Source organism: Citrobacter cronae (assembly GCF_016893685.1).
GTDB lineage: Bacteria > Pseudomonadota > Gammaproteobacteria > Enterobacterales > Enterobacteriaceae > Citrobacter > Citrobacter werkmanii.
Map to the genome: position 1 here is coordinate 3,326,721 of NZ_CP069763.1, position 22,949 is coordinate 3,349,669.

At 48.3% G+C, this 22,949-nt stretch carries 21 protein-coding genes and 1 pseudogene; 14 read left to right on the forward strand and 8 right to left on the reverse strand.

What is annotated here, in order from left to right:
- Positions 1 to 78: 78 nt before the first annotated feature.
- From JSN25_RS14410 to yeaG, 4 genes are all read right to left on the reverse strand, one after another.
- Entirely contained in the window at positions 79 to 582 is a 504-nt protein-coding gene (locus tag JSN25_RS14410) for a YbaK/prolyl-tRNA synthetase associated domain-containing protein (RefSeq protein WP_204525050.1), read from the reverse strand.
- Positions 583 to 626: 44 nt separating this feature from the next.
- Positions 627 to 2,117, reverse strand: coding sequence for a diguanylate cyclase DgcJ (gene dgcJ / locus JSN25_RS14415; RefSeq protein ID WP_087857702.1), 1,491 nt, complete (start codon positions 2,115 to 2,117; stop codon positions 627 to 629).
- A gap of 154 nt (positions 2,118 to 2,271) precedes the next feature.
- A complete protein-coding gene (locus JSN25_RS14420; protein WP_038640041.1) occupies positions 2,272 to 3,555 on the reverse strand; it encodes a YeaH/YhbH family protein in 1,284 nt (427 codons plus the stop codon).
- Between the two features lie 202 nt (positions 3,556 to 3,757).
- Positions 3,758 to 5,692, reverse strand: coding sequence for a PrkA family serine protein kinase (yeaG, locus tag JSN25_RS14425; protein WP_204525051.1), 1,935 nt, complete (start codon positions 5,690 to 5,692; stop codon positions 3,758 to 3,760).
- A 433-nt stretch (positions 5,693 to 6,125) separates the two neighbouring features.
- On the opposite strand from yeaG, the gene JSN25_RS14430 reads away from it, so the two are divergent.
- The 4 genes from JSN25_RS14430 (at position 6,126) to JSN25_RS14445 (ending at position 9,082) form a co-directional block, all read left to right on the forward strand.
- Positions 6,126 to 6,872 carry a MipA/OmpV family protein gene (locus JSN25_RS14430; RefSeq protein ID WP_038640047.1) on the forward strand — a complete coding sequence of 249 codons (747 nt, stop codon included), beginning with the start codon at positions 6,126 to 6,128 and terminating at the stop codon, positions 6,870 to 6,872.
- 571 nt (positions 6,873 to 7,443) lie between these two features.
- Complete coding sequence (locus tag JSN25_RS14435; protein WP_038640050.1) at positions 7,444 to 7,686, forward strand: hypothetical protein; 243 nt, start codon at positions 7,444 to 7,446, stop codon at positions 7,684 to 7,686.
- Positions 7,687 to 7,696: 10 nt separating this feature from the next.
- Entirely contained in the window at positions 7,697 to 8,047 is a 351-nt protein-coding gene (locus JSN25_RS14440; protein WP_042308899.1) for a hypothetical protein, read from the forward strand.
- Between the two features lie 180 nt (positions 8,048 to 8,227).
- A complete protein-coding gene (locus JSN25_RS14445; RefSeq protein WP_121528946.1) occupies positions 8,228 to 9,082 on the forward strand; it encodes an aldo/keto reductase in 855 nt (284 codons plus the stop codon).
- Between the two features lie 62 nt (positions 9,083 to 9,144).
- On the opposite strand, the gene JSN25_RS14450 is transcribed toward JSN25_RS14445, so the two are convergent.
- Complete coding sequence (locus tag JSN25_RS14450) at positions 9,145 to 10,029, reverse strand: D-hexose-6-phosphate mutarotase (RefSeq protein ID WP_087857699.1); 885 nt, start codon at positions 10,027 to 10,029, stop codon at positions 9,145 to 9,147.
- A gap of 72 nt (positions 10,030 to 10,101) precedes the next feature.
- Entirely contained in the window at positions 10,102 to 11,097 is a 996-nt protein-coding gene (gapA, locus tag JSN25_RS14455; protein WP_003030697.1) for a glyceraldehyde-3-phosphate dehydrogenase, read from the reverse strand.
- A gap of 341 nt (positions 11,098 to 11,438) precedes the next feature.
- Here gapA and msrB point away from each other — a divergent pair, with 341 nt between their 5' ends.
- Together msrB and JSN25_RS14465 are read left to right on the forward strand one after the other, a co-directional pair.
- Positions 11,439 to 11,852 (forward strand): peptide-methionine (R)-S-oxide reductase MsrB, encoded by a 414-nt coding sequence (gene msrB / locus JSN25_RS14460; protein WP_006684886.1) that lies wholly within the window; start codon positions 11,439 to 11,441, stop codon positions 11,850 to 11,852.
- 42 nt (positions 11,853 to 11,894) lie between these two features.
- On the forward strand, positions 11,895 to 12,170 hold the full coding sequence (locus JSN25_RS14465) for a YeaC family protein (RefSeq protein WP_003030693.1): 276 nt from the start codon (positions 11,895 to 11,897) through the stop codon (positions 12,168 to 12,170).
- Positions 12,171 to 12,213: 43 nt separating this feature from the next.
- On the opposite strand, the gene yajD is transcribed toward JSN25_RS14465, so the two are convergent.
- Complete coding sequence (yajD, locus tag JSN25_RS14470) at positions 12,214 to 12,558, reverse strand: HNH nuclease YajD (RefSeq protein ID WP_137350555.1); 345 nt, start codon at positions 12,556 to 12,558, stop codon at positions 12,214 to 12,216.
- 94 nt (positions 12,559 to 12,652) lie between these two features.
- Entirely contained in the window at positions 12,653 to 13,906 is a 1,254-nt protein-coding gene (gene chiD / locus JSN25_RS14475; protein ID WP_204525052.1) for a chitinase ChiD, read from the reverse strand.
- 295 nt (positions 13,907 to 14,201) lie between these two features.
- On the opposite strand from chiD, the gene JSN25_RS14480 reads away from it, so the two are divergent.
- From JSN25_RS14480 to JSN25_RS14515, 8 genes and pseudogenes are all read left to right on the forward strand, one after another.
- A complete protein-coding gene (locus JSN25_RS14480) occupies positions 14,202 to 15,278 on the forward strand; it encodes a zinc-binding dehydrogenase (RefSeq protein ID WP_085049517.1) in 1,077 nt (358 codons plus the stop codon).
- Between the two features lie 26 nt (positions 15,279 to 15,304).
- Positions 15,305 to 16,684 (forward strand): MFS transporter, encoded by a 1,380-nt coding sequence (locus tag JSN25_RS14485; RefSeq protein WP_150344950.1) that lies wholly within the window; start codon positions 15,305 to 15,307, stop codon positions 16,682 to 16,684.
- Between the two features lie 17 nt (positions 16,685 to 16,701).
- The gene (locus tag JSN25_RS14490; RefSeq protein WP_069324293.1) at positions 16,702 to 17,745 is read left to right on the forward strand and encodes an NAD(P)-dependent alcohol dehydrogenase; all 1,044 of its coding nucleotides are present in this window, start codon (positions 16,702 to 16,704) and stop codon (positions 17,743 to 17,745) included.
- A gap of 19 nt (positions 17,746 to 17,764) precedes the next feature.
- Positions 17,765 to 18,601, forward strand: a complete 837-nt coding sequence (locus JSN25_RS14495; RefSeq protein WP_038640077.1) for a ketose-bisphosphate aldolase — start codon at positions 17,765 to 17,767, stop codon at positions 18,599 to 18,601.
- 4 nt (positions 18,602 to 18,605) lie between these two features.
- A pseudogene (locus tag JSN25_RS14500) lies at positions 18,606 to 19,552 on the forward strand (carbohydrate kinase family protein).
- 9 nt (positions 19,553 to 19,561) lie between these two features.
- Positions 19,562 to 20,545: an NADH-dependent methylglyoxal reductase gene (ydjG, locus tag JSN25_RS14505; protein ID WP_087856723.1), complete on the forward strand. Its 984-nt coding sequence runs from the start codon at positions 19,562 to 19,564 to the stop codon at positions 20,543 to 20,545.
- A 135-nt stretch (positions 20,546 to 20,680) separates the two neighbouring features.
- Entirely contained in the window at positions 20,681 to 21,439 is a 759-nt protein-coding gene (locus JSN25_RS14510; RefSeq protein ID WP_032943120.1) for a DeoR/GlpR family DNA-binding transcription regulator, read from the forward strand.
- Between the two features lie 140 nt (positions 21,440 to 21,579).
- Entirely contained in the window at positions 21,580 to 22,938 is a 1,359-nt protein-coding gene (locus tag JSN25_RS14515; protein ID WP_069324290.1) for an MFS transporter, read from the forward strand.
- Positions 22,939 to 22,949 lie beyond the last annotated feature (11 nt).

Sequence of the window (22,949 nt, forward strand, 5' to 3'; positions counted from 1 at the left end):
CGGAACAGGCTTTATTTAATAATTATGATTTTTTTGAGCTAATGCACGATGCGGCGTTATTTGCTGCTAACTCGGCTGTTATTGAACGCGGCGGAACGAAATTAATTCCGGTTGTGCAATTCGCAGGTAATCAGCAGTATCCATGATCACGGATTTTTCCAGCATTCCGGCATTGAACGCAATTTCAGTAAAACGTTCAAACAACAGCGGATCGGCGACCAGTTTGAGATTCGGATGGAAACTAAATGGTGGGATGGCGCCAAATACGCAACCCGTCAGTTCATCGACTTCCACCGGGCTGGCGAGCGACGCTCTCAACCCGCCGATATGGCCGGCCAACAGGCTCAGGTCGGCCTGCTGGTCGGCAGAGAGAATCGCCAGAACATGCTGATTAACGCCGTTACCCTTTACTTTACAGACCAGCGCTTTTGCGCCCTGGCCCAATGCAGTACCGCGAATTTCAGAGACCGCTTCACATTTGCCGACGGCTTCATGGCTAACCACGCGATACGTCGCGCCTTGTTCTGATAATAACGAAATTAAACGCTGATGCGTTGCGTTACCTTTGTTCACTTCCGTCATGACTTGCTCCTGGTACAACAATGAAAATCCTGGCTGAAAAATGATTACGCATCGGTGCGTTTTTTCTGTTTGTTCAGATAGAGTTGGGCATCCGATGCTTTGTAAGCATCATCAATGGTGTCGTTTGGCTGCATATTATAAATCCCGGCAGAGAAGCTGATTGATATATCTTGCGCAATAATTTGTAAGTTGTAGCGAATCCGTTCCAGCACGCGGTGCGTTAATTCACTGGGATGATCGATGAGGATAATGCAAAATTCATCCCCGCCGAGTCGGATGGCATAGTCGCTTTTGCGAATCGAGGTTTGAATGGCTTTAGCCAGAAGGGTGATAATGCGATCGCCTTCCTTATGCCCCAATGTGTCATTAATGACTTTAAGCTTATCGCAATCAATGGCGATAAAGGTCACGAGGGTTCCCGTGTTGACCAACTGCTGCAAACGCTGTTCGAGCATCGGCGTCAAAATTTTACGGTTATAGAGTCCGGTCATCGCATCGCTGATATTTTCCCGCGTGACGTTGTGATACAACCGAAAATGAGTTCTGACCATATTCAGCAGCAATATCGTTGCCAGAAGATAAAAGGCGAATATTTTCCATGATGAGACGATAAAGTACATAAAATCAAGAGATAACGTGACGCGTATGCCGCCAGGGATGTCCTTTTCGTAGTGAACGTAGCGGAATAAATGGGTCTCACTTTGGTGAACAATAATCTCTTTTCCTGAGCTGATATCCGAGAGCGTCACGTTAAGAAAACGCCAGACGAGAGGGCGGTCACTGGTATAAAAGATATTTTTTAAATTTTCTTTGTTAATATCCACCATCACCACGCCTTTTAGCTTACCGGCATAGTAGACCGGCGTTAAAAAGCTCATCACCTTTTTCTCGGTCAGATTATCCTCATAAATACTGGAGATCACCGTACGACCAGTGAAAATACCGTCAATATCATTCTGATCGATTCCCAGCGAGCCTTTTTGCAAAAATGTCCAGTTGTGTATCGCAAATTTCCGTGAGTCGATCAGGTCATAGAAATAGACGTAGTTATTTTTCAGATCGACGTAGTAGCGAAATTTATACTCCAGCGTCCCTAATCCCTGCCCATAATCCTTTTGCAGGCGATTGACGTTCACCGCCCGGTCAAAAGAGGGTAACAGGAATACGTCTTCAAGTTGCCCGCTACATTTCGTAGAGGTGGTCTGCAACGTACCGTGTAATGGCAGATAATTATGCGCTGTGAGATTGAGCCCATGTGTACCGTTAACGCTATCGAAAGCATCGCAGAACGCTTTTTGTTGTTCGACAGATGCGGGTCCCTTAGGGGATGAAAATGTGCGCATCAGATGGGCTGCAATACTCTGATTGGTGTACTTATCATAGAGAAAGGAGGAGTCGGCTTTCTCATTGATATAGCGCATATAGGCATTCATTGCCTTATCGCTGGCAATGAGTTCATAAACTAAAAAAGAAGATGTCAAAACAACAACGCTGACTGAGATAAAGAGCCTGAGCGCTTTATGATGCAACTTCATAATGAATTACAGCCCATAGGTTAGAGATGCGATTTTACCACATGCTCCACATTCGCTCTAACGAAGCGGCGGGATAAACCATTGCAAAATGTCACGATCATGATACAGGGTAATGTAATCAGCCGAAGCCTGAGCCTCGGCCGAAAGTGGTTACTTAATTATTGCTGGTGGTACTTTGCTTATGAAACAGTTCGCGGAATACCGGATAAATATCATCCTGATCGCGGATATGCTGCATCGCAAAATTTTCAAAGGTTGATTGCAGATGTTCATATTCACGCCATAAGGTCTGGTGCGCGCGGCGGGTAATTTCGATATAGCTGTAATATCGCACTACCGGCAACAGTTTTTTCGCCAGAATCTCATGACACAACGGTGAATCATCCGCCCAGTTATCACCATCCGACGCCTGTGCGGCATAGATATTCCACTGAGCAGGGTCGTAGCGGTCTTTCACCACTTCATCCATTAACTTCAGCGCGCTGGAGACAATAGTTCCCCCGGTTTCCTGAGAGTAGAAGAACTCATGCTCATCTACCTCTTTCGCCTGGGTGTGGTGGCGAATATAAACCACTTCCACGTTCTTATAGGTGCGGCTTAAGAACAGATACAGCAGAATATAAAAGCGCTTTGCCATATCTTTGGTCGACTGATCCATCGAACCGGAGACGTCCATCAGACAGAACATCACCGCCTGGCTGGAAGGATCGGGCCGTTTCTCATAATTCTTGTAGCGTAAGTCAAAGGTGTCGATAAACGGCACGCGTTCGATTTTTGCCCGTAGTTCGGCAATTTCTTTGCGTAACCGTTCTTCTTCCAGCAACTGAGCCGGTTCACTTTTCGCGATGGTCTCAAGATCCGCTTCGAGCGCATGCAGTTCGCGACGCTTACCTGCCGTCATTGCCGTGCGACGCGCCAGTGAATTTTGCAGGGAGCGCACCACGCTGATGTTGGCCGGCACACCGTTAGAGGTAAAACCAGCCCGGTGCGTTTTGTACTCCGTTAGCTGACGCTGCTGATTCTGTTTAAGGTTTGGCAGTGCTAAATCTTCGAAAAGCAGATCGAGATATTCATCTTTAGAAATCTGGAAGACGAATTCATCCTGACCCTCGCCATCCTGACTCGCCTGGCCTTGCCCGCTTCCCGAACCGCCGCCTCCGCCCTGTGGACGTTCAATACGGTCATTCTGCACAAAATGGTCATTACCCGGATGCACACGATGGCGCAAGCCACCGCGCCCCTGATGGAACATCGGTTCGCTAATATCATCAGTCGGAATAGAGACAGATTCGCCGCTATCCACATCAGTCACCGAACGCTTGTTAATGGCCTCGGAGATCGACTGTTTAATTTGCGATTTATAACGGCGTAAGAAGCGCTGGCGGTTTACCGTGCTCTTGTTTTTGCCGTTAAGACGCCGGTCAATAAACCAGGTCATAAGCCCCCCGTACTGCATTTGCCAACTTACGCTTCATCCTTCAAGTTGTCTCCGCGTTGGCTGCATTCGCTCACCCAGTCACGTACTTATGTACGCTCCTGGGAATTCACTGATTTGCCGCCTTGATAACTCTTGAATGATTTCGCGTACAGAAGAAATATTGGCCCGGTAAACGAATAAATTTTCCGGGCCATTTATGCTCTTAAGACGATTTACGTACGCGCAAATACCATTCGCACAGTAAACGCACCTGTTTACGCGTGTAGCCTTTTTCCATCATACGGTCGACAAAATCGTCGTGTTTTTTCTGCTCGTCAGTCGAGGTTTTGGCGTTGAACGAAATAACCGGCAGCAACTCCTCGGTATTGGAGAACATTTTCTTCTCAATCACCGTGCGCAGTTTTTCGTAACTGGTCCAGTTTGGATTGCGACCGCTGTTATTCGCTCTGGCGCGCAGAACAAAGTTGACGATCTCGTTACGGAAGTCTTTCGGGTTACTGATACCCGCTGGCTTCTCAATTTTCTCCAGTTCTGCGTTCAGCGACTCGCGATCGAACAGTTGACCGGTATCCGGGTCGCGGTACTCCTGATCCTGAATCCAGAAATCCGCATAGGTGACGTAACGGTCGAAAATGTTCTGTCCGTATTCGGAATAGGATTCGAGATAAGCTGTCTGAATCTCTTTGCCAATAAATTCAGCATATTTCGGGATCAGGTAGCCTTTCAGGAACTCAAGATAACGTTCTGCCTGCTCCTGAGGGAACTGTTCACGCTCGATTTGCTGTTCCAGGACGTAGAACAGATGCACCGGGTTCGCCGCGACTTCGGCATGATCAAAGTTAAAGACGCGAGAGAGGATCTTAAACGCGAAACGCGTGGACAGACCGTTCATTCCCTCATCGACCCCGGCGTAATCCCGATACTCCTGATAGGATTTCGCTTTTGGATCGGTATCTTTCAGACTTTCGCCATCGTAAACGCGCATCTTCGAGTAAATGCTCGAGTTCTCAGGTTCTTTCAGACGAGAAAGAATGGTGAAACGGGAGAGCGTTTCCAGCGTGCCTGGCGCGCAAGGCGCATGGGTCAGCTCACTGTGATTAAGCAATTTCTCGTAAATTTTGATCTCTTCGGAGATCCGCAGGCAATAAGGCACTTTGACAATGTAAACACGGTCAAGGAACGCCTCATTGTTTTTGTTGTTGCGGAACGTCACCCATTCGGACTCGTTCGAGTGGGCAAGAATAATTCCGTTAAACGGCAGGGCAGAGATACCTTCCGTCCCGTTGTAGTTTCCTTCCTGGGTGGCGGTCAGCAGAGGATGCAACACTTTAATCGGTGCTTTAAACATCTCTACGAACTCCATAATCCCCTGGTTAGCGCGGCACAACGCCCCCGAGTAACCGTAGGCATCAGGATCGTTCTGGGCGTGGTGTTCGAGTTTACGAATATCCACTTTCCCGACCAGCGCAGAGATATCCTGGTTGTTTTCATCGCCAGGTTCCGTTTTGGCGATAGCGATCTGCTCCAGAATAGACGGCCAGACTTTGACGACGCGGAATTTTGTAATGTCCCCGCCAAATTCGTGCAGGCGTTTCGCCGCCCATGGCGACATGATCGTCCCGAGGTAGCGACGCGGGATCCCATACTCTTTTTCCAGGATCTGCGCATCTTCCTGTGGATTAAACAGGCACAACGGATGATCGTTAACCGGGCTACGTTCGTCATTGGCGCTCAGGACATAAATCGGAACTCTCTGCATCAGCGACTTGAGTCGCTCAGCGAGAGATGATTTCCCCCCTCCCACAGGCCCCAACAGATACAGAATCTGTTTCTTCTCTTCTAACCCCTGAGCCGCATGTTTCAAATAAGAAACAATCTGCTCAATGGCATCTTCCATGCCGTAAAACTCTTCGAAAGCGGGATAGCGTGCAATTACCCGATTCGAAAAGAGTCGAGAAAGACGAGGTTCGTGGGCAGTGTCAACCATGACAGGCTCACCAATAGCCATTAATAGCCGCTCTGCCGCGTTGGCATAAGCACTGCGATCTTGCCGACAAGTGGTAAGAAACTCCTGCAGCGTGAACTCTTCGTCCTTGGCAGCTTCGTAACGCTGGCGATAGTGATCGAATATATTCATGGTATGCCGTCCTTTCGTTTTTTAGCACATGTTAAGAGCCGTTCATATGAATAGTAGAGGCCCCTGAAGAGGTAAACTGAACGACGTCGCTGCTGAAGAAATAAGCAACTCTCATGCCATTTTGATGGTCAGGAGATCAACGTATTCGGTGATACACCTTCTAAAATTAAGCGTAGATGGCATTTGCAAAACTTGCCTGGGTGCGCAAATGAATTTCAATGGCATATCAATAACTCATCAGCAAAAAAAGCACATCTTATGTAAAGAAATGGGGCGGGATTCATGTGGTGTTCACCATCCTGCAAGCAAAATGTCATCACTCGCTGAGAAATTAGGGGGTTACATTCCTGGACTAATACGTAAAATAGTTGGGCTGAAGCGTATTGGCGGTTACACTTTGACCGCTACACATTTGAATAAGGAATTATGGATTGTGACCAAACTCAAACTTCTGGCACTTGGCGTGCTTGCCGCAACCGCAGTTAGCACCGCACACGCGGAAAGTCAGTGGACTGTTGGTGCAGGTGTCGGCGTGATTAACAGCCCGTACAAACAGTATGACCGCGATGTTTATCCCGTTCCGGTTGTCACCTATGAAGGCGATAACGTCTGGTTCCACGGTCTGGGTGGCGGCTACTATCTGTGGAATGATACGGCAGATAAGCTCTCCATCATGGCGTACTATGATCCGACGCATTTCAAGCCGGGTGACAGCGACAGCCATGCTTTGCGCCAACTCGACAAGCGTAAAAGCAGCCTGATGGCTGGCCTCTCGTATGTACATAACACCCAGTATGGTTTCCTGCGTACCGCTCTGGCGGGTGATACCCTGGATAATAGCAACGGCTTTATCTGGGATCTGGCCTGGCTCTACCGTTACACTAACGGTGCGCTGACTTTGACGCCGGGTATCGGTGTGCAGTACAGCAGCGAAAACTACAACGACTATTATTATGGCGTGTCCAATCACGAGTCTCGCCGCAGTGGTCTGAAAAGCTACAGCGCTGACGATGGATGGGATCCATACCTGGAGTTGACTGCAAGCTATAACTTCCTTGGCAACTGGAACGTATACGGCACTGGCCGTTATGTGCGTTTGAGTGATGAAGTGAAGGATAGCCCGATGGTCGATAAATCCTGGTCTGGCATCTTCTCGGTGGGTGTGACCTACAAGTTCTGATGCTATTGCGTGTCAAATACAAGCCTGCAGAGATGCGGGCTTTTTTATGCTTCGTGGGGATGAATATTGATCTAAAACATGAGATTGCATTTTTATAGTGGTTTTATGTTTCGCCTGGCCGCAACGATTATTTAACCAGGTATTTCTTTTGCCGTTACTAAAAATAAACCTCTCATTTGATAGCCTGATAGCTATTGTTTTTTTTCATGAGGTAATATCGTCATGCCTTAATGATTTATTGTTGTGGTCTGTTGTTTTCTGGGTTCATAATTTATTGATAATACTGTGGTTTATTGTGTCGCGATGCGCGGGGTATTTATTCTCAAGTGGCATAAAGATAACTGATAACTATTTTGGCTTATTTCGAATGTTAACTTTCAGGTGAAAAAATAAAAAATTAATCATTTGTTTTTATTTTACATCCTTTAGGTATTTGTCTGAAAAAATTAAAATTGACATTAAATATCCTATTGCCGATATTCATTAAACTTTAAAAGTAGTGATAGCAACTCTCGTGGTAAGGCCTTAAATATGCCACGGGGATATCTTGAGTAAAAACCTGGTATAAATAATGAAAAAGTTAATCATGATAGCTGTGATGGGCGGGGTCCTGGCTGGATGCACCAGCGAGGCTTCACGCATGAGTGCATGCGAAAACAAAGGGATCAGCCGCGATGCCTGCTACATCGCCGAACAAAACCGTCAGGCGACAATCAATGCCGCGGCTGAAAAACAGGCCCTGGAAAACGCGCAAAATCTGTATAGCTCTGATGGCACCCATCCCGACCATCACCACAAACACGATAAATACTAAGGTTTAACTCATGAAGAAATTGATTATTATCGCTGCGCTGGTGGCTTCATCTGCTGCGCCTGCTTATGCTATCAGCGAAGCATATCGTCAGCAATTACAGCATGAACACAAAACTCAGGTCAGCGACGCTAATGCCCCGGTGCACGCCAGCAAAACCACATCCGTGCATGTGAATAAGCTGGGCGTGGACTTTAAACGTGGCGCTGATGGTATTGCATATATTAATGGCAACCCTGCGGCAAATGATGAAAATAATGCCGATGCACAAACTTACAGTGCGGGTTTGATTTCCGTCATTGTCTATAAAAACGGAAAAATTAACGCCATGAAAGAGGGCAAATATTTAGGTCGGTTGAAATAAGCGCTGGGTAGTGAAAATTTTGCATTATTTAGGTCCGGGATCTGCATCAGATCCCGGGCCTTTGATTTTAATCGCATTAACGGGCGACACGCCAAACTATGATGGTGCAATTTGTGCACCATAACAAGACACATGTCTGTTGTTTTGCTTTACTGTGGTGCATTAACACAGGAGGGTGCGATGACAGCGAAACAGGTGATGTTTACGGAGCAGGTATCGCTTCCTGCGATTGGGCAGGGAACATGGTACATGGGCGAGGATTCAGCCCGACGTCGGGATGAAGTCGCCGCGTTACGGGCTGGGCTGGATCTTGGCCTGCGATTGATTGATACAGCCGAAATGTACGCAGATGGTGCAGCGGAAGAGGTTGTTGGCGAGGCGCTGTCAGGTCGGCGTGATAGCGCTTTTTTAGTTTCGAAGGTTTATCCATGGAATGCCGCGGGCAAGAAAGCGATTGCCGCCTGCGAAGCCAGCCTGCGTCGTTTGAAAACCGATTATCTGGATCTCTATTTGTTGCACTGGACGGGAGACTTTTCATTTGCTGAGACCGTTGACGCTATGGAAACGCTTATTGCGCAGGGCAAAATCCGCCGCTGGGGCGTCTCTAATCTTGATTACGATGATATGCAGGCATTATGGCAGGTTGCAGGTGGACGACACTGTGCAACTAATCAGGTGCTCTATCATTTAGCATCACGCGGCATTGAATATGATTTACTGCCATGGTGCCAGCAACAGCAGATGCCGGTTATGGCCTACAGTCCGCTGGCTCAGGCAGGGCGGCTACGGGGGGACTTGCTTTCTAACCCAGTGGTCAATGACATTGCGCGCGCCCACAATGCCAGCGCTGCGCAGATTTTACTGGCATGGGTTATTCGTCTTTCGGGGGTGATAGCCATTCCGAAAGCCGCGAATGTGGCGCATGTCGAACAGAATGCCGCGGCACTGGAGATAACGCTCTCTGCCGATGAGCTGACGCAGTTAGATAAGGAATATCCGGCGCCAAAAGGTAAAACGGCGCTGGATATGGCCTGATTTGCTGCATGGCGCGCTGAGTTGCCTGATGGCGCAAACACTATCAGGCAACTGACACGATCTTAGCGCTTAGCAACACGAATCGTTTGTGCCAGACGAGACGGTTTTTCTTCGGTGGTTTTCTGCGGTGCCGTGGCGTAAGCCGTTTCTACGCAAACAAATGTTTTGTAGCCGTCATCCGGCATGTCGCCCATGCTGACAGACAGCGCCGGGCCTGGGTTCCAGCCCACGACATTCAGATGGTGGTGGTGGATTACGTCAATATTGCGATTCAGCGCATCATCATGAATGACGCTGCACGCTTCCGGATTCAGATAGACACGATCGGTACGGTCCGGGAAGGTCTGGATACCATCAGCCAGTACGTCTTCTTTGGCATCATTCACTTTATCGATTAGACGATCGCCAAGACCGCTGACTTTCACCGCCGCAATATCACCCACATTGAAATAGGTATGCAGCGCGGAGGTGGTTTCAAACTCACCGTGCGCTTCCAGCTCCATCTCGCAGGTGGCGCCCACTTTGAAACGGGCCAGCAGGCAGAACTCGTGCGGCCAAAGCTGACGCGTTTCAGCGCTGCTTTGCAGTTCGAACGTCAGTACGACACCTTTCTCGTCTTCGTTATGCGCCTTCAGCGTCCAGGGCAGGTTACGTGCAAAACCATGAGACGGCAGGCCTGGCTGAGCGGCAGGGCCAAACCACGGCCAGCAAATCGGTACGCCGCCACGCAGCGCAACACCGGTTTTAAACGGCGTATTGTTACTTAACCACAGGACTTCTTCTTCACCGTTTGGTTTCCAGGAAAGAAGATGTGCGCCCTGCAGCGCAAAAGAGGCTTTAACCTGCGGGTGATCGACAACAATGACCTCAAGCTCATCAAGCTGACGGCGGGAGAGTACCGGGGCAATTTGTTCGACTACCGGAAGTGCAAAAATTTTATTAATCATTACGCAATCCTTTCTTCAGGCAAAAAAAAGAGCGACCATAGTCGCTCTTACAGATTACTGTTTCATCTCAACTTATTTGGAGATGTGAGCAATCAGATCCAGAACTTTGTTGGAGTAGCCGGTTTCGTTGTCGTACCAGGATACCAGTTTCACGAAGTTGTCGTTCAGTGCGATACCTGCTTTAGCATCGAACACGGAAGTGCAAACTTCACCGTTGAAATCGGTAGATACTACGTCGTCTTCGGTGTAACCCAGAACGCCTTTCATCGGGCCTTCGGAAGCAGCTTTGATTGCTTTCTTAATTTCTTCGTAAGAAGCAGCTTTTTCCAGACGAACGGTCAGGTCAACAACGGATACGTTCGGGGTAGGAACGCGGAACGCCATACCAGTCAGTTTGCCGTTCAGTTCTGGCAGTACTTTACCTACAGCTTTAGCAGCGCCGGTAGAGGACGGGATGATGTTCTGGGATGCGCCGCGGCCGCCGCGCCAGTCTTTGTGAGACGGGCCGTCAACGGTTTTCTGAGTAGCGGTGGTCGCGTGAACAGTAGTCATCAGACCTTCGATGATGCCGAAGTTGTCGTTGATAACTTTAGCCAGCGGAGCCAGGCAGTTAGTGGTGCAGGAAGCGTTAGAAACGATGTCCTGACCTTCGTATTTGTCAAAGTTAGCGCCTTTAACAAACATCGGAGTGTTATCTTTGGACGGACCAGTCAGAACCACTTTTTTCGCGCCAGCAGTGATGTGCTTACGAGCGGTTTCATCTGTCAGGAACAGGCCAGTAGCTTCAGCTACTACGTCAACACCAACTTCGTCCCATTTCAGGTTAGCCGGATCACGTTCAGCGGTAACACGGATTTTTTTACCGTTTACGATCAGATGACCGTCTTTCACTTCAACGGTACCGTTGAAACGGCCGTGAGTGGAGTCATATTTCAGCATGTAAGCCATGTAGTCAGCGTCTAACAGGTCGTTGATTGCAACGATCTCGATGTCAGAGCGTTCTTGAGCAGCACGGAAAACAATGCGACCGATACGGCCAAAACCGTTGATACCTACTTTGATAGTCATATATTCCACCAGCTATTTGTTAGTGAATAAAAGGTTGCCTGTAAAATTACAAAAACCTTACGCAGCGTCAAGCGGAATCGTGTCAATCATTGCGACAAATCAATCTGCTGCCTAAGCTTTGCGCAACTGACTCGCCTCACTCTTCCTTTGGGCTTGAAACCACATGGGGTCGGCGGCCCGAATTTTAAAGGGCAATCAAGATAAAAACGTGATTCTGATCACGAATTGCAGGCTGCCATTTCGCAAGGATCAAGTTTAGAACAAAAGTTCGCACTCCGGTGTTAATGTTTTGTTAGAATCTGTCTCGCGATGTGAGTTTAGATAAAGCGAGATGTGAGCAAATGGCTAATCAACCTTCTCCAGAAGAACTGAAAAAAAATTTAACAGAAATGCAGTTCTACGTGACGCAGAATCACGGGACAGAACCGCCATTTACCGGGCGTTTGCTGCATAACAAGCGTGACGGCATCTACCACTGTTTGATCTGCGATAAACCGCTATTTCGTTCCGAGACAAAATATGACTCTGGCTGCGGCTGGCCCAGTTTTTACGAGCCGGTCAGCGAAGAGGCTATCCGTTACATAAAAGATACCTCGCATGGTATGCAGCGCATTGAAATCCGCTGTGGGAACTGTGATGCGCACCTGGGACACGTCTTCCCGGATGGCCCAAAACCTACCGGTGAGCGCTACTGTGTCAACTCAGCCTCTTTGAACTTTACCGATGGCGAAAACGGTGAACAAATTAAGGGCTGAAGAAACGATTCAGCAAATTATTCTACGGAGGGGGGATTTAACATGAATCTTGATGAGATGATCAACAGCATGACGCCGGAAGTTTATCAGCGCTTATCTACCGCCGTTGAACTCGGAAAATGGCCGGATGGCGTGGCGCTAACGGCAGAACAAAAAGAGAACAGCTTACAACTGGTGATGTTATGGCAGGCGCGCAACAACATTGATGCGCAACATATGACGATTGATACCAACGGTGAGATGGTGATGAAGAGCAAGCAGCAGCTAAAGGTTGAATTTGGTATTACGCCTGAGCCTATAGCAACGTTCAAATCCTGATAATCCTGGCCCGGCAGTCATGATGTCGGGCCCGCAGTCGCTGTTATTTTTTGTTCATCATAGCCTTCAGTTCGGCAAACGGATTATATTTCGCTTCGCCAACAGCCTTCTGCGCATCTTCTCCGGCAACCACCGTTGAACCATACTGGTCCGCTTCCGTATATTTAGAATGCTCGTGATCGTGACAATACAGGCACAACATTTCCCAGTTGCTACCATCTTCCGGGTTATTGGAGTGATCGTGATCGATATGGTGTACCGTCAACTCGCGCAAATTTGAATAGACAAACTCGCGGGAACAGCGTCCGCAGACCCAGGGGAAGAGCTTAAGCGCTTTTTCCCGGTAACCAACTTCCAGACGAGCGTAATTTTTAGGGATAAAAGCCATAAAAGCTCATGCCTCCAATAGAAAATGAATAGCTGCGCCAAAGGCTGGCGCAGCGGAATTCGGTAATCATAACCTATTGTGTCAGGCGTTGGGATCAGTGTTTGATGCCCAATGAATCGGCTAACTGTTTAGCCAGTTGATTGTTGTCATCCGCACCGTATTCCCAGAACATGGCGCCTCCCAGCCCCTTACTCTTGATGTAGTCGGCTTTGATCGCCACCGAGCGCGGGTTTTCATAGGAGAGGGCAAAGAGCGCTTTCCCGTCTGCTGACTGTACCGACAGCCACGGTACTTTCGCCTCATCATCCCAATGCTGGCTAAAGCGCTTCTGCGGATCGTTGATCAGCTTCGCCACGATATAGTTGTACTTCACATAGGTATCTTTGCTCAGATCGACGCCCAGTGATTTGAACAACGCAATTTGTGCTGCTTCGAAATAGGGTTGGGTGGCAGGATTCTTCTGCGCGTCAGGTTTGCTCCAGTCAATTCCCGGTTCAACGGCGCGTTTTGGTACGCGTCCATAAAAACCAATACCCAGATTCATCTGGCTCGGCTTTAACCCGGCGGCGAGATAGTTATTGACCACAAAATCCGCACTGTACTTATCTGCGGCGGCGACGGTCGGCCATTTCGTCGAATCATACAGGTTTGAGTTGAAATATTGAGTGCCGTAGGCCATGTCATAGGTCATCAAATTGATGTAGTCGAGTGATGGCGCAATGGCTTTTACATCCACCCAGCTTTTCGGACTTTCCGCATTCGCACCCACGGCAATGGTCAGTAGCTTTTTATGCCCTAATGCTGCCCGCAGCTCTTTTAACAGCGCGGTAAAGTTAGCGCGATCGGTTGGTTGGCTTTCGACCAATCCCCATGCGCCATTGACCGGATATTCCCAGTCGAGGTCGATGCCATCCAGACCGTATTTCTCAATGATTTCCTGCGCAGACTGAATGAATACCGCTCGTGTTTCTTTCGTTGCTGCCGCGCCTGAGAATCCACGCGCCCCCCAACCCCCGACAGAAAGCAGAACTTTCAGATTCGGATTCTGCTTACGCAGCTCCGGGATTTTCTGCAAATCAGCCTGCACTTTCTCTGAAAGCCAAATCTGATGCAGCTTGCTGGCGTCTTTTAAGGCGTCATTGGTTTCGTCTTTCTCGTTGTTGTAGACAAGACCAAACGAATAGTTGAGGTGGGTTATCTGGCGCACATCCAGTTTATTGATATCGCCGCCTGGACCGGCAGTGACATCGCCACCGCCATTAAAGTAGCCAACTGACATCAGTGAATTGGCGGAAACAACGCTGGCGCAGAGCAGGGGGAATGCTGCCAACAAAGGCAATAGTTTCATCGGTGTTCCTCTTTGACATTTAAACAAGTAAACACGCCACGGAAAGGCGTGGCGAAAAAAACAGCTCTTACAGATTAACCGTTTCATAACAGAAAAAATGCGAAGGGGTTCACGGCGTACAGGCGAAGCGGCCTCCACGTTTCTGTAGGTTTCAGTACATCTTTGCACTTATTTGTGATCTGAGTTGTGAAATGCAGATCTTAATCTGTGTTTTAAAGATTTTGTGTTGACCTCAAAAATTACATGGATAAGTATGATGACCACTGATGCAAAACTAAACACAAAGGAAAATTCAATGAAAGCACTGGCAAGATTTGGCAAGGCCTTTGGTGGCTACAAGATGATTGATGTTCCGGAGCCGGTATGTGGTCCGGATGACGTTGTGATTGAAATCAGGGCAGCTGCTATCTGTGGCGCAGATATGAAGCACTATAACGTTGACAGTGGTTCCGACCAGTTTAATTCGATTCGTGGTCACGAATTTGCCGGTCGAATTGTCCAGGTCGGCGACAAGGTTAAGGACTGGAAAGTGGGTCAGCGCGTGGTTTCTGACAACAGCGGGCACGTTTGCGGTGTCTGTCCTGCCTGCGAACAAGGTGATTTTCTTTGTTGTACAGAAAAGGTGAATTTAGGCCTGGACAACAATACCTGGGGCGGTGGGTTTTCGAAATATTGTCTGGTTCCTGGGGAAATCCTCAAAATTCACCGCCATGCGCTGTGGGAAATCCCGCCTGGTGTTGATTATGAAGAGGCGGCAGTCCTGGACCCCATCTGTAATGCCTACAAATCTATCGCCCAACAGTCCAAATTTCTCCCAGGTCAGGACGTGGTGGTTTTCGGTACTGGCCCGCTAGGTCTCTTTTCCGTGCAAATGGCACGCATTATGGGGGCCGTTAATATCGTCATGGTCGGGCTGGAAGAGGATGTCGCGGTGCGCTTTCCTATCGCCAAAGAGTTGGGGGCGACGGCGGTCGTCAACGGTTCGAACGAAGATGTGGTCGCCCGTTGTCAGGAAATCTGCGGCAAAGACAATCTGGGATTAGTTATCGAATGTTCCGGCGCCAATATTGCCCTGAAACAAGCTATTGAAATGCTGCGTCCCAACGGTGAAGTTGTCCGCGTAGGGATGGGTTTCAAACCACTCGACTTCTCCATTAATGATATTACCGCGTGGAACAAAAGCATTATTGGTCATATGGCTTACGACTCCACTTCCTGGCGTAACGCCATTCGTCTGCTTGCGAGCGGTGCGATTAAAGTCAAACCGATGATCACTCACCGTATCGGCTTATCGCAATGGCGCGAAGGTTTTGACGCCATGGTCGATAAAACCGCGATTAAAGTCATCATGACTTACGACTTTGATGAATAACATGTTTATTAAAGGGACGTTATCGCATGGAACAGATTGCAAAACCGCACTGCGGCGCCAGGCTGGACAGGCTGCCTGACTGCCGCTGGCATACGTCGATGTTCGCTATGGTAGCCTTCGGATTACTGGTTTGCTGGAGTAATGCCGTTGGCGGATTAATTCTCGCGCAGCTAAAAGAACTTGGTTGGACCGATAATTCTACCACCGCCACGTTTTCCGCCATTACTACGGCGGGTATGTTTCTTGGTGCGCTGGGTGGCGGAATTATCGGTGATAAAACCGGGCGTAAAAACGCGTTTATCCTGTATGAAGCGATTCATATTATTTCCATGGTAATTGGCGCGTTTTCACCCAATATGACCTTTCTGATCGCCTGTCGTTTTGTTATGGGGGTGGGTTTAGGCGCGTTGCTGGTAACCCTTTTTGCCGGGTTTACCGAATATATGCCAGGACGGAATCGTGGCACCTGGTCCAGTCGGGTCTCGTTTATCGGCAACTGGTCTTATCCGCTCTGTTCACTGATTGCGATGGGGTTAACACCACTGATCAGCGCGGAATGGAACTGGCGCGTACAGTTGTTGATTCCGGCTGTGCTGTCGCTCATTGCAACCGTTATTGCATGGCGCAGTTTCCCGGAGTCGCCCCGCTGGCTGGAGTCTCGCGGACGCTATCAGGAAGCTGAACAGGTGATGCAGGCCATTGAAGACGGTGTCATTCGACAGACAGGTAAGCCACTACCGCCGGTCGTGACAGAAGATGATGACAAACAACCGCGTTCAGTGCCGTACTCCGCCTTATTAACGGGAGTTTTATTAAAGCGGGTGATTCTGGGCTCCTTTGTTCTGATTGCCATGAACGTTGTGCAGTACACCTTAATTAACTGGTTACCGACAATATTTATGACTCAGGGGATTAATCTGAAAGACTCCATAGTCTTAAATACCATGAGTATGTTCGGTGCGCCGTTTGGAATTTTCATCGCCATGCTGGTAATGGATAAAATTCCGAGGAAAACGATGGGGGTGGGGTTATTAGTGTTAATTGCCGTGCTGGGTTATATCTATTCGCTGCAAACCAGCATGTTGCTAATCACATTAATTGGTTTCTTCCTGATTACCTTTGTGTATATGTACGTTTGCTATGCCTCCGCGGTATATGTTCCAGAGATATGGCCGACTGAAGCGAAGCTGCGCGGGTCTGGGCTTGCTAACGCGATAGGGCGTATCAGCGGTATCGCCGCGCCTTATGCGGTCGCTGTATTACTTAATAGTTATGGCGTGACGGGCGTATTTGTACTGCTGGGCGCAGTCTCAATTATTGTCGCTGTTGCTATTGCCACCATTGGAATTGAAACAAAAGGCGTCTCTGTCGAGAGTCTCGGTATTGATGCCGTTACCAGCAAATAATATTGACGGGAAATAAAATGAAAAATTCAAAAGCGATATTAAAAACGCCGGGCACGATGAAAATCATTGCCGCCGATATTCCGGTACCTAAAGAGCATGAAGTGCTAATTAAAGTTGAATATGTTGGTATTTGCGGTTCAGATGTTCACGGTTTTGAATCGGGCCCCTTTATTCCGCCGAAAGATCCCAATCAGGAAATAGGTCTTGGGCATGAATGCGCCGGTACGGTGGTGGCAGTGGGAAGTCGCGTTAGTAAATTTAAACCGGGCGACCGGGTCAACATTGAACCCGGCGTGCCGTGTGGCCACTGCCGCTACTGTCTGGAAGGGAAATACAACATCTGTCCTGACGTCGATTTTATGGCCACACAGCCAAATTATCGCGGTGCGCTAACGTACTATCTGTGCCACCCGGAAAGCTTTACTTACAAGCTGCCGGACAATATGGACACCATGGAAGGCGCTCTGGTAGAGCCTGCGGCGGTAGGGATGCATGCCGCAATGCTGGCGGACGTTAAGCCGGGCAAGAAAATCGTCATTCTGGGAGCTGGCTGTATTGGTTTAATGACCCTGCAAGCCTGTAAATGTTTGGGGGCTACCGACATCGCTGTTGTTGATGTCCTGGATAAACGTCTGGCGATGGCCGGGCAGCTTGGCGCGACGGTCGTGATTAACGGTGCGAAGGAGGACACCGTTGCCTGCTGCCAACAGTTTTCCGGCGATATGGGGGCAGACATTGTTTTCGAAACTGCCGGTTCGGCCATCACGGTTAAGCAGGCGCCATATCTGGTAATGCGCGGTGGGAAAATCATGATCGTGGGCACGGTGCCTGGCGATTCAGCGATTAACTTCCTCAAAATTAATCGTGAAGTCTCAATACAAACTGTTTTCCGCTATGCCAATCGCTACCCGGTCACCATTGAAGCCATCTCCTCCGGGCGTTTCGATGTGAAGTCGATGGTGACGCATATTTATGATTATGCAGATGTTCAGCGCGCGTTTGACGAATCCGTCAATAACAAACGCGAGATTATTAAAGGCGTTATTAAAATTAACCATTAATTAAATAGGGAGAAACACCATGCTGGCAGATATTAAATATTGGGAAAACGATGCTCAGAATAAACATTATGCGATTGCTCACTTTAACGTGTGGAATGCGGAAATGCTAATGGGGGTCATTGATGCGGCAGAAGAGGCTAAATCGCCGGTAATTATCTCTTTTGGCACCGGATTTGTGGGGAATACCTCGTTTGAAGATTTTTCGCACATGATGGTTTCGATGGCGAAAAAGGCCTCGGTACCGGTTATTACTCATTGGGATCACGGACGTAGCATGGAGATTATTCACAACGCCTGGGTTCATGGCATGAACTCTCTGATGCGCGATGCCTCCGCCTTTGATTTTGAAGAGAATATTCGTCTGACCAAAGAGGCTGTGGACTTCTTTCATCCGTTAGGCATTCCGGTCGAAGCGGAGCTGGGCCACGTGGGCAATGAGACGGTCTACGAAGAGGCGCTGGCGGGTTATCACTATACCGACCCGAGCCAGGCGGCGGAATTTGTCGAGCGTACCGGCTGTGACTCTCTGGCGGTGGCGATTGGCAACCAGCATGGCGTATATACCTCCGAGCCGAAACTCAATTTCGAGGTGGTTGAGCGCGTACGCCGAGCGGTTTCTGTTCCGCTGGTGCTGCACGGGGCATCCGGCATTAGCGATGCGGATATTAAAAAAGCCATCTCATTAGGCATCTCTAAAATCAATATTCATACCGAACTGTGTCAGGCGGCAATGGTGGCGGTGCAGGAGAACCAGAACCAGCCATTCCTGCATGTTGAACGTGAAGTTCGTAAAGCAGTAAAAGAGCGAGCGTTGGAAAAAATCAAACTGTTTGGCTCTGACGGTAAAGCGGAATGACAATATGGATAATATCGAGGTTATTTGTATAGGGGCTGCAATTGTTGATATCCCCTTACAGCCAGTGAGTAAAAATATCTTTGATGTAGATTCTTATCCGTTAGAACGTATTACCATGACCACCGGGGGCGACGCGATTAATGAAGCGACTATTATTTCTCGCCTTGGGCATCGTACTGCGTTAATTAGTCGGGTAGGGGATGATGCGGCAGGTCATTTTATTCTCGACCACTGTCGTCGGGAGAACATTGATATTCAAAGTCTGAAACAGGATGCGGATATTGATACTTCTATTAACGTGGGTTTGGTTACAGCTGATGGCGAACGCACCTTTGTCACCAACCGCAATGGTAGCCTGTGGAAGCTGAATATAAACGATGTTGATTTTGACCGCTTCTCTCAGGCAAAGCTGCTGTCGCTGGCGAGTATTTTTAACAGCCCGCTACTCGACGGCGAAGCATTAACGACGATCTTCACTCAGGCGAAAGAACATCGGTTAATTATTTGTGCCGATATGATTAAGCCACGACTTAATGAAACGCTGAACGATATTCGCCAGGCTTTGAGCTACGTAGACTATCTGTTTCCTAATTTTGAGGAAGCAAAACAGCTTACCGGCAAAGAGACGCTGGATGAAATTGCCGACAGTTTCCTGAGCTGTGGCGTAAAACGGTAGTAATTAAGACCGGTAAAAGAGGCTGCTTTATCAAGCGTACCGATATGAAAATGGAGGTCCCGGCGGTTTCAGGAATTACCGCTATCGACACCATCGGCGCGGGAGATAATTTTGCCTCGGGATTTATCTCCGCGTTACTTGAAGGCAAGTCGCTGCGCGAGTGCGCACTGTTTGCTAACGCAACGGCAGCAATATCGGTACTGAGCGTGGGCGCCACAACGGGCGTAAAAAACAGAAAGCTGGTTGAACAACTTCTTGATGAATATGAAGGGTAATAACGGCAGATGAAAAAGATTCCTTTAGGCAGTACGGATATTATGCTTTCCCGCATGGGATTAGGGACATGGGCCATTGGCGGCGGTCCGGCATGGAACGGCGATCTCGATCTACAGGTTTGTATCGATACCATTGTCGAGGCGCATCGCTGCGGTATTAATCTGATTGATACCGCTCCAGGCTACAACTTTGGTAATAGTGAAGTCATTGTTGGGCAGGCGCTGAAAAAGTTACCGCGTAAAGATATCGTGGTTGAAACTAAATGCGGCATTGTCTGGGAGCGGACAGGCAGCCTTTTTAACAAAGTGGGCGATCGCCAGTTGTATAAAAACCTCACGCCCGAGTCGATTCGTGAAGAGGTCGATGCCAGTTTGCAAAGGTTGGGTATAGAAAGCATTGATATCTATATGACCCACTGGCAATCGGTCGAACCCTGTTTTACACCGATTGCGGAAACCGTAGACACGCTGAACGCACTTAAGAAAGAAGGCAAGATTCGATCTATCGGTGCTGCCAACGTGGATGCAGGGCATATCAGGGAGTATCTCAAACACGGTGAGCTGGATATCATCCAGGCTAAGTACAGCATCCTTGATCGCGGACTGGAAGCTGAGTTGTTGCCGTTATGTCAGCAGCATGGCATCGTCGTGCAGGTTTATTCACCGCTCGAACAGGGTTTACTGACTGGAACAATCGCGCGGGATTATATTCCTGGCGGCGCACGGGCCAACAAAGTCTGGTTCCAACGGGAAAATATGCTGCGGGTGATTGATATGCTCGAGCAATGGCGACCATTGTGTGAAAAATACCGTTGCACGATCCCCGCGCTGGCGTTGGCGTGGATTTTGAAGCAAAGCGATTTAATCACCTTACTGAGCGGAGCGACCGCGCCTGAACAGGTTCGCGAAAACGTCGAGGCGCTGACCGTTGCCCTGACTGATGGCGATTCATCATTGATGAGACAAATGGCAGAAGCGTTGGATATAAAATAACCCAGCTGGCAATGACCTCTGTTTCTGTGTAAAAGAGTACTAAATCTGTGATTCAGACATGTTCTTTTGAAAATAAACATAGCCTGTGAGATACTAGGGTCTTATTATTACTTTGCAGGAAACAGAGGTGTCATCGTGGCGGCAAAAGACAGGATTCAGGCCATTAAGCAAATGGTGGCTAATGATAAGAAAGTGGCGGTATCTAATTTAAGTTCCATCTTTCAGGTAACTGAGGAAACAATTCGCCGCGATCTCGAGAAGCTGGAAGATGAAGGTTTTTTGACCCGAACATATGGTGGTGCGGTACTTAATACCACCGCGTTGTCTGACAATATTCATTTTTATAAACGTGCAAAGTCTTTTTTTGAAGAGAAGCAGATCATTGCTCGTAATGCATTACCGTTTATTAAAAATAAGACCACAATGGCCGCTGACTCCAGCAGTACGGCGATGGAATTATTAAAGCTGTTAAAGGAAAGAAACGATCTGACGCTGCTAACCAACTCGGCTGAAGCATTTCATGAACTGGCGCAGTCAGAAATTAACGTCGTTTCTACTGGCGGCGAACTGAATAAGAATACGTTGTCGTTGCAGGGAAGGATCACCAAGGAGATCATTAGTCGCTATCATGTTGATATTATGGTGATGAGCTGCAAAGGTCTGGATATGCAAAGTGGGGCGCTTGACTCTAACGAAGCAGAAGCGGAAATCAAAAAAACCATGATCCGCCAGGCGACTGAGGTGGCCCTGTTGGTTGATCACTCAAAGTTTGATCGTAAAGCTTTCGTCCAGCTCGTGGACTTTAGTCATATTAACTACCTTATAACCAATAAGGCACCGGGTGCAGAGTGGATTGCATTTTGTAAAGAGAATAATATTCAACTCGTTTATTAATTTTAACGTTACTCGTGTCGATATTATTTTAGTTTGTACCTGGATAATGCCATAAAAATCTAATGATGATGGATGGCGCGGCAAAATTACCACTGCCGCGATCGCCATACTTTCTATTTAGTTGAATTTGAGGCATCCAGATGGAACAATGTGACCCTATCGGTGCAAGATTAGATCGTTTACCCTTATCGCGATTTCATTTTCGTATTTTTGGCATTATTAGTTTTAGTTTATTAGTCACCGGTTTCCTCAGTTATTCCGGGAATGTGGTATTGGCAAAATTAGTCAGTACTGGTTGGTCTAACAATTATCTCAACGCAGCATTTACCTCGGCGCTGATGTTTGGCTATTTTGTCGGTTCGCTAACCGGGGGCTTTATTGGTGATTATCTCGGTCGACGCAAGGCATTCCGCATTAATTTGCTGATTGTTGGGGTCTCTGCTTGCGCGGCAACGTTTGTGCCCAACATGTACTGGCTTATTTTTTTCCGTTGCCTGATGGGGATCGGAATGGGGGCGCTGATTATGGTGGGCTATGCTTCATTTACCGAATTTATTCCGCCTGCAGTACGTGGAAAGTGGTCTGCCCGCCTGTCATTTGTTGGTAACTGGTCGCCGATGCTGTCCGCGGCTGTTGGCGTCGTGGTTATTGCCTGGTTAAGCTGGCGGGTGATGTTTCTGCTCGGTGGCGCGACAATGCTGTTGGCCTGGTATCTGTCCGGAAAGTACTTTATCGAATCTCCCCGTTGGCTGGCTGGTAAGGGACAGAGAAGTGAAGCTGAAAAACACCTGATACTGGTGGAGTCGCAGATTGAAACAGAGAAAAATATCACCTTACCCTCCTGTCAGAGCCAGTGCCTGGCGGTGCACTCTGGCGTGGAAAGTGGTTCATTTTGGCTACTGTTCAAGGGGCCGATGTTGCGCTGTACGCTGGTGGCGATCACCGTGCTTATCGCGATGAATATTTCGCTCTATACCATCACAGTATGGATCCCAACGATTTTTGTTAATTCGGGAATCGATGTGACGAAGTCTATCTTTATGACCGCGATAATTATGATTGGCGCGCCCGTTGGAATATTTATTGCCGCGATGATTATCGATCGTTTTCCACGGAGGCTGTTTGGTTCATTCTTACTCGTTATTATCGCGCTGCTCGGATATTTCTATTCGATTCAAACTGAAGAGTGGGCCATTTTGAGCTACGGGTTGGTGATGATCTTTTTTCTGTATATGTATGTTTGCTTTGCCTCTGCGGTATATGTCCCGGAGTTGTGGCCGACACATCTGAGATTGCGTGGTTCGGGTTTCGTGAATGCGGTGGGCAGGATTGTCGCGGTATTTACGCCTTATGGCGTCGCTATTCTGTTGACACGCTACGGCTCGACCACTGTCTTTATCGTGCTGGGCGTTATGCTGGTGCTCTGCGCACTGATTCTGTTGTGCTTTGGCATCGAAACACGCAAAGTTTCTCTGGAAGAGATTTCAACCCTGGCCTGAAATAACGTGCC

Excerpts from the sequence above, each read along its gene's own strand:
- JSN25_RS14410 (WP_204525050.1), bottom strand. The coding sequence starts at position 582 with ATGACGGAAGTGAACAAAGGTAACGCAACGCATCAGCGTTTAATTTCG.
- dgcJ (WP_087857702.1), bottom strand. The coding sequence starts at position 2,117 with ATGAAGTTGCATCATAAAGCGCTCAGGCTCTTTATCTCAGTCAGCGTT.
- JSN25_RS14420 (WP_038640041.1), bottom strand. The coding sequence starts at position 3,555 with ATGACCTGGTTTATTGACCGGCGTCTTAACGGCAAAAACAAGAGCACG.
- yeaG (WP_204525051.1), bottom strand. The coding sequence starts at position 5,692 with ATGAATATATTCGATCACTATCGCCAGCGTTACGAAGCTGCCAAGGAC.
- JSN25_RS14435 (WP_038640050.1), top strand. The coding sequence starts at position 7,444 with ATGAAAAAGTTAATCATGATAGCTGTGATGGGCGGGGTCCTGGCTGGA.
- JSN25_RS14440 (WP_042308899.1), top strand. The coding sequence starts at position 7,697 with ATGAAGAAATTGATTATTATCGCTGCGCTGGTGGCTTCATCTGCTGCG.
- JSN25_RS14445 (WP_121528946.1), top strand. The coding sequence starts at position 8,228 with ATGACAGCGAAACAGGTGATGTTTACGGAGCAGGTATCGCTTCCTGCG.
- JSN25_RS14450 (WP_087857699.1), bottom strand. The coding sequence starts at position 10,029 with ATGATTAATAAAATTTTTGCACTTCCGGTAGTCGAACAAATTGCCCCG.
- gapA (WP_003030697.1), bottom strand. The coding sequence starts at position 11,097 with ATGACTATCAAAGTAGGTATCAACGGTTTTGGCCGTATCGGTCGCATT.
- msrB (WP_006684886.1), top strand. The coding sequence starts at position 11,439 with ATGGCTAATCAACCTTCTCCAGAAGAACTGAAAAAAAATTTAACAGAA.
- JSN25_RS14465 (WP_003030693.1), top strand. The coding sequence starts at position 11,895 with ATGAATCTTGATGAGATGATCAACAGCATGACGCCGGAAGTTTATCAG.
- yajD (WP_137350555.1), bottom strand. The coding sequence starts at position 12,558 with ATGGCTTTTATCCCTAAAAATTACGCTCGTCTGGAAGTTGGTTACCGG.
- chiD (WP_204525052.1), bottom strand. The coding sequence starts at position 13,906 with ATGAAACTATTGCCTTTGTTGGCAGCATTCCCCCTGCTCTGCGCCAGC.
- JSN25_RS14480 (WP_085049517.1), top strand. The coding sequence starts at position 14,202 with ATGAAAGCACTGGCAAGATTTGGCAAGGCCTTTGGTGGCTACAAGATG.
- JSN25_RS14485 (WP_150344950.1), top strand. The coding sequence starts at position 15,305 with ATGGAACAGATTGCAAAACCGCACTGCGGCGCCAGGCTGGACAGGCTG.
- JSN25_RS14490 (WP_069324293.1), top strand. The coding sequence starts at position 16,702 with ATGAAAAATTCAAAAGCGATATTAAAAACGCCGGGCACGATGAAAATC.
- JSN25_RS14495 (WP_038640077.1), top strand. The coding sequence starts at position 17,765 with ATGCTGGCAGATATTAAATATTGGGAAAACGATGCTCAGAATAAACAT.
- ydjG (WP_087856723.1), top strand. The coding sequence starts at position 19,562 with ATGAAAAAGATTCCTTTAGGCAGTACGGATATTATGCTTTCCCGCATG.
- JSN25_RS14515 (WP_069324290.1), top strand. The coding sequence starts at position 21,580 with ATGGAACAATGTGACCCTATCGGTGCAAGATTAGATCGTTTACCCTTA.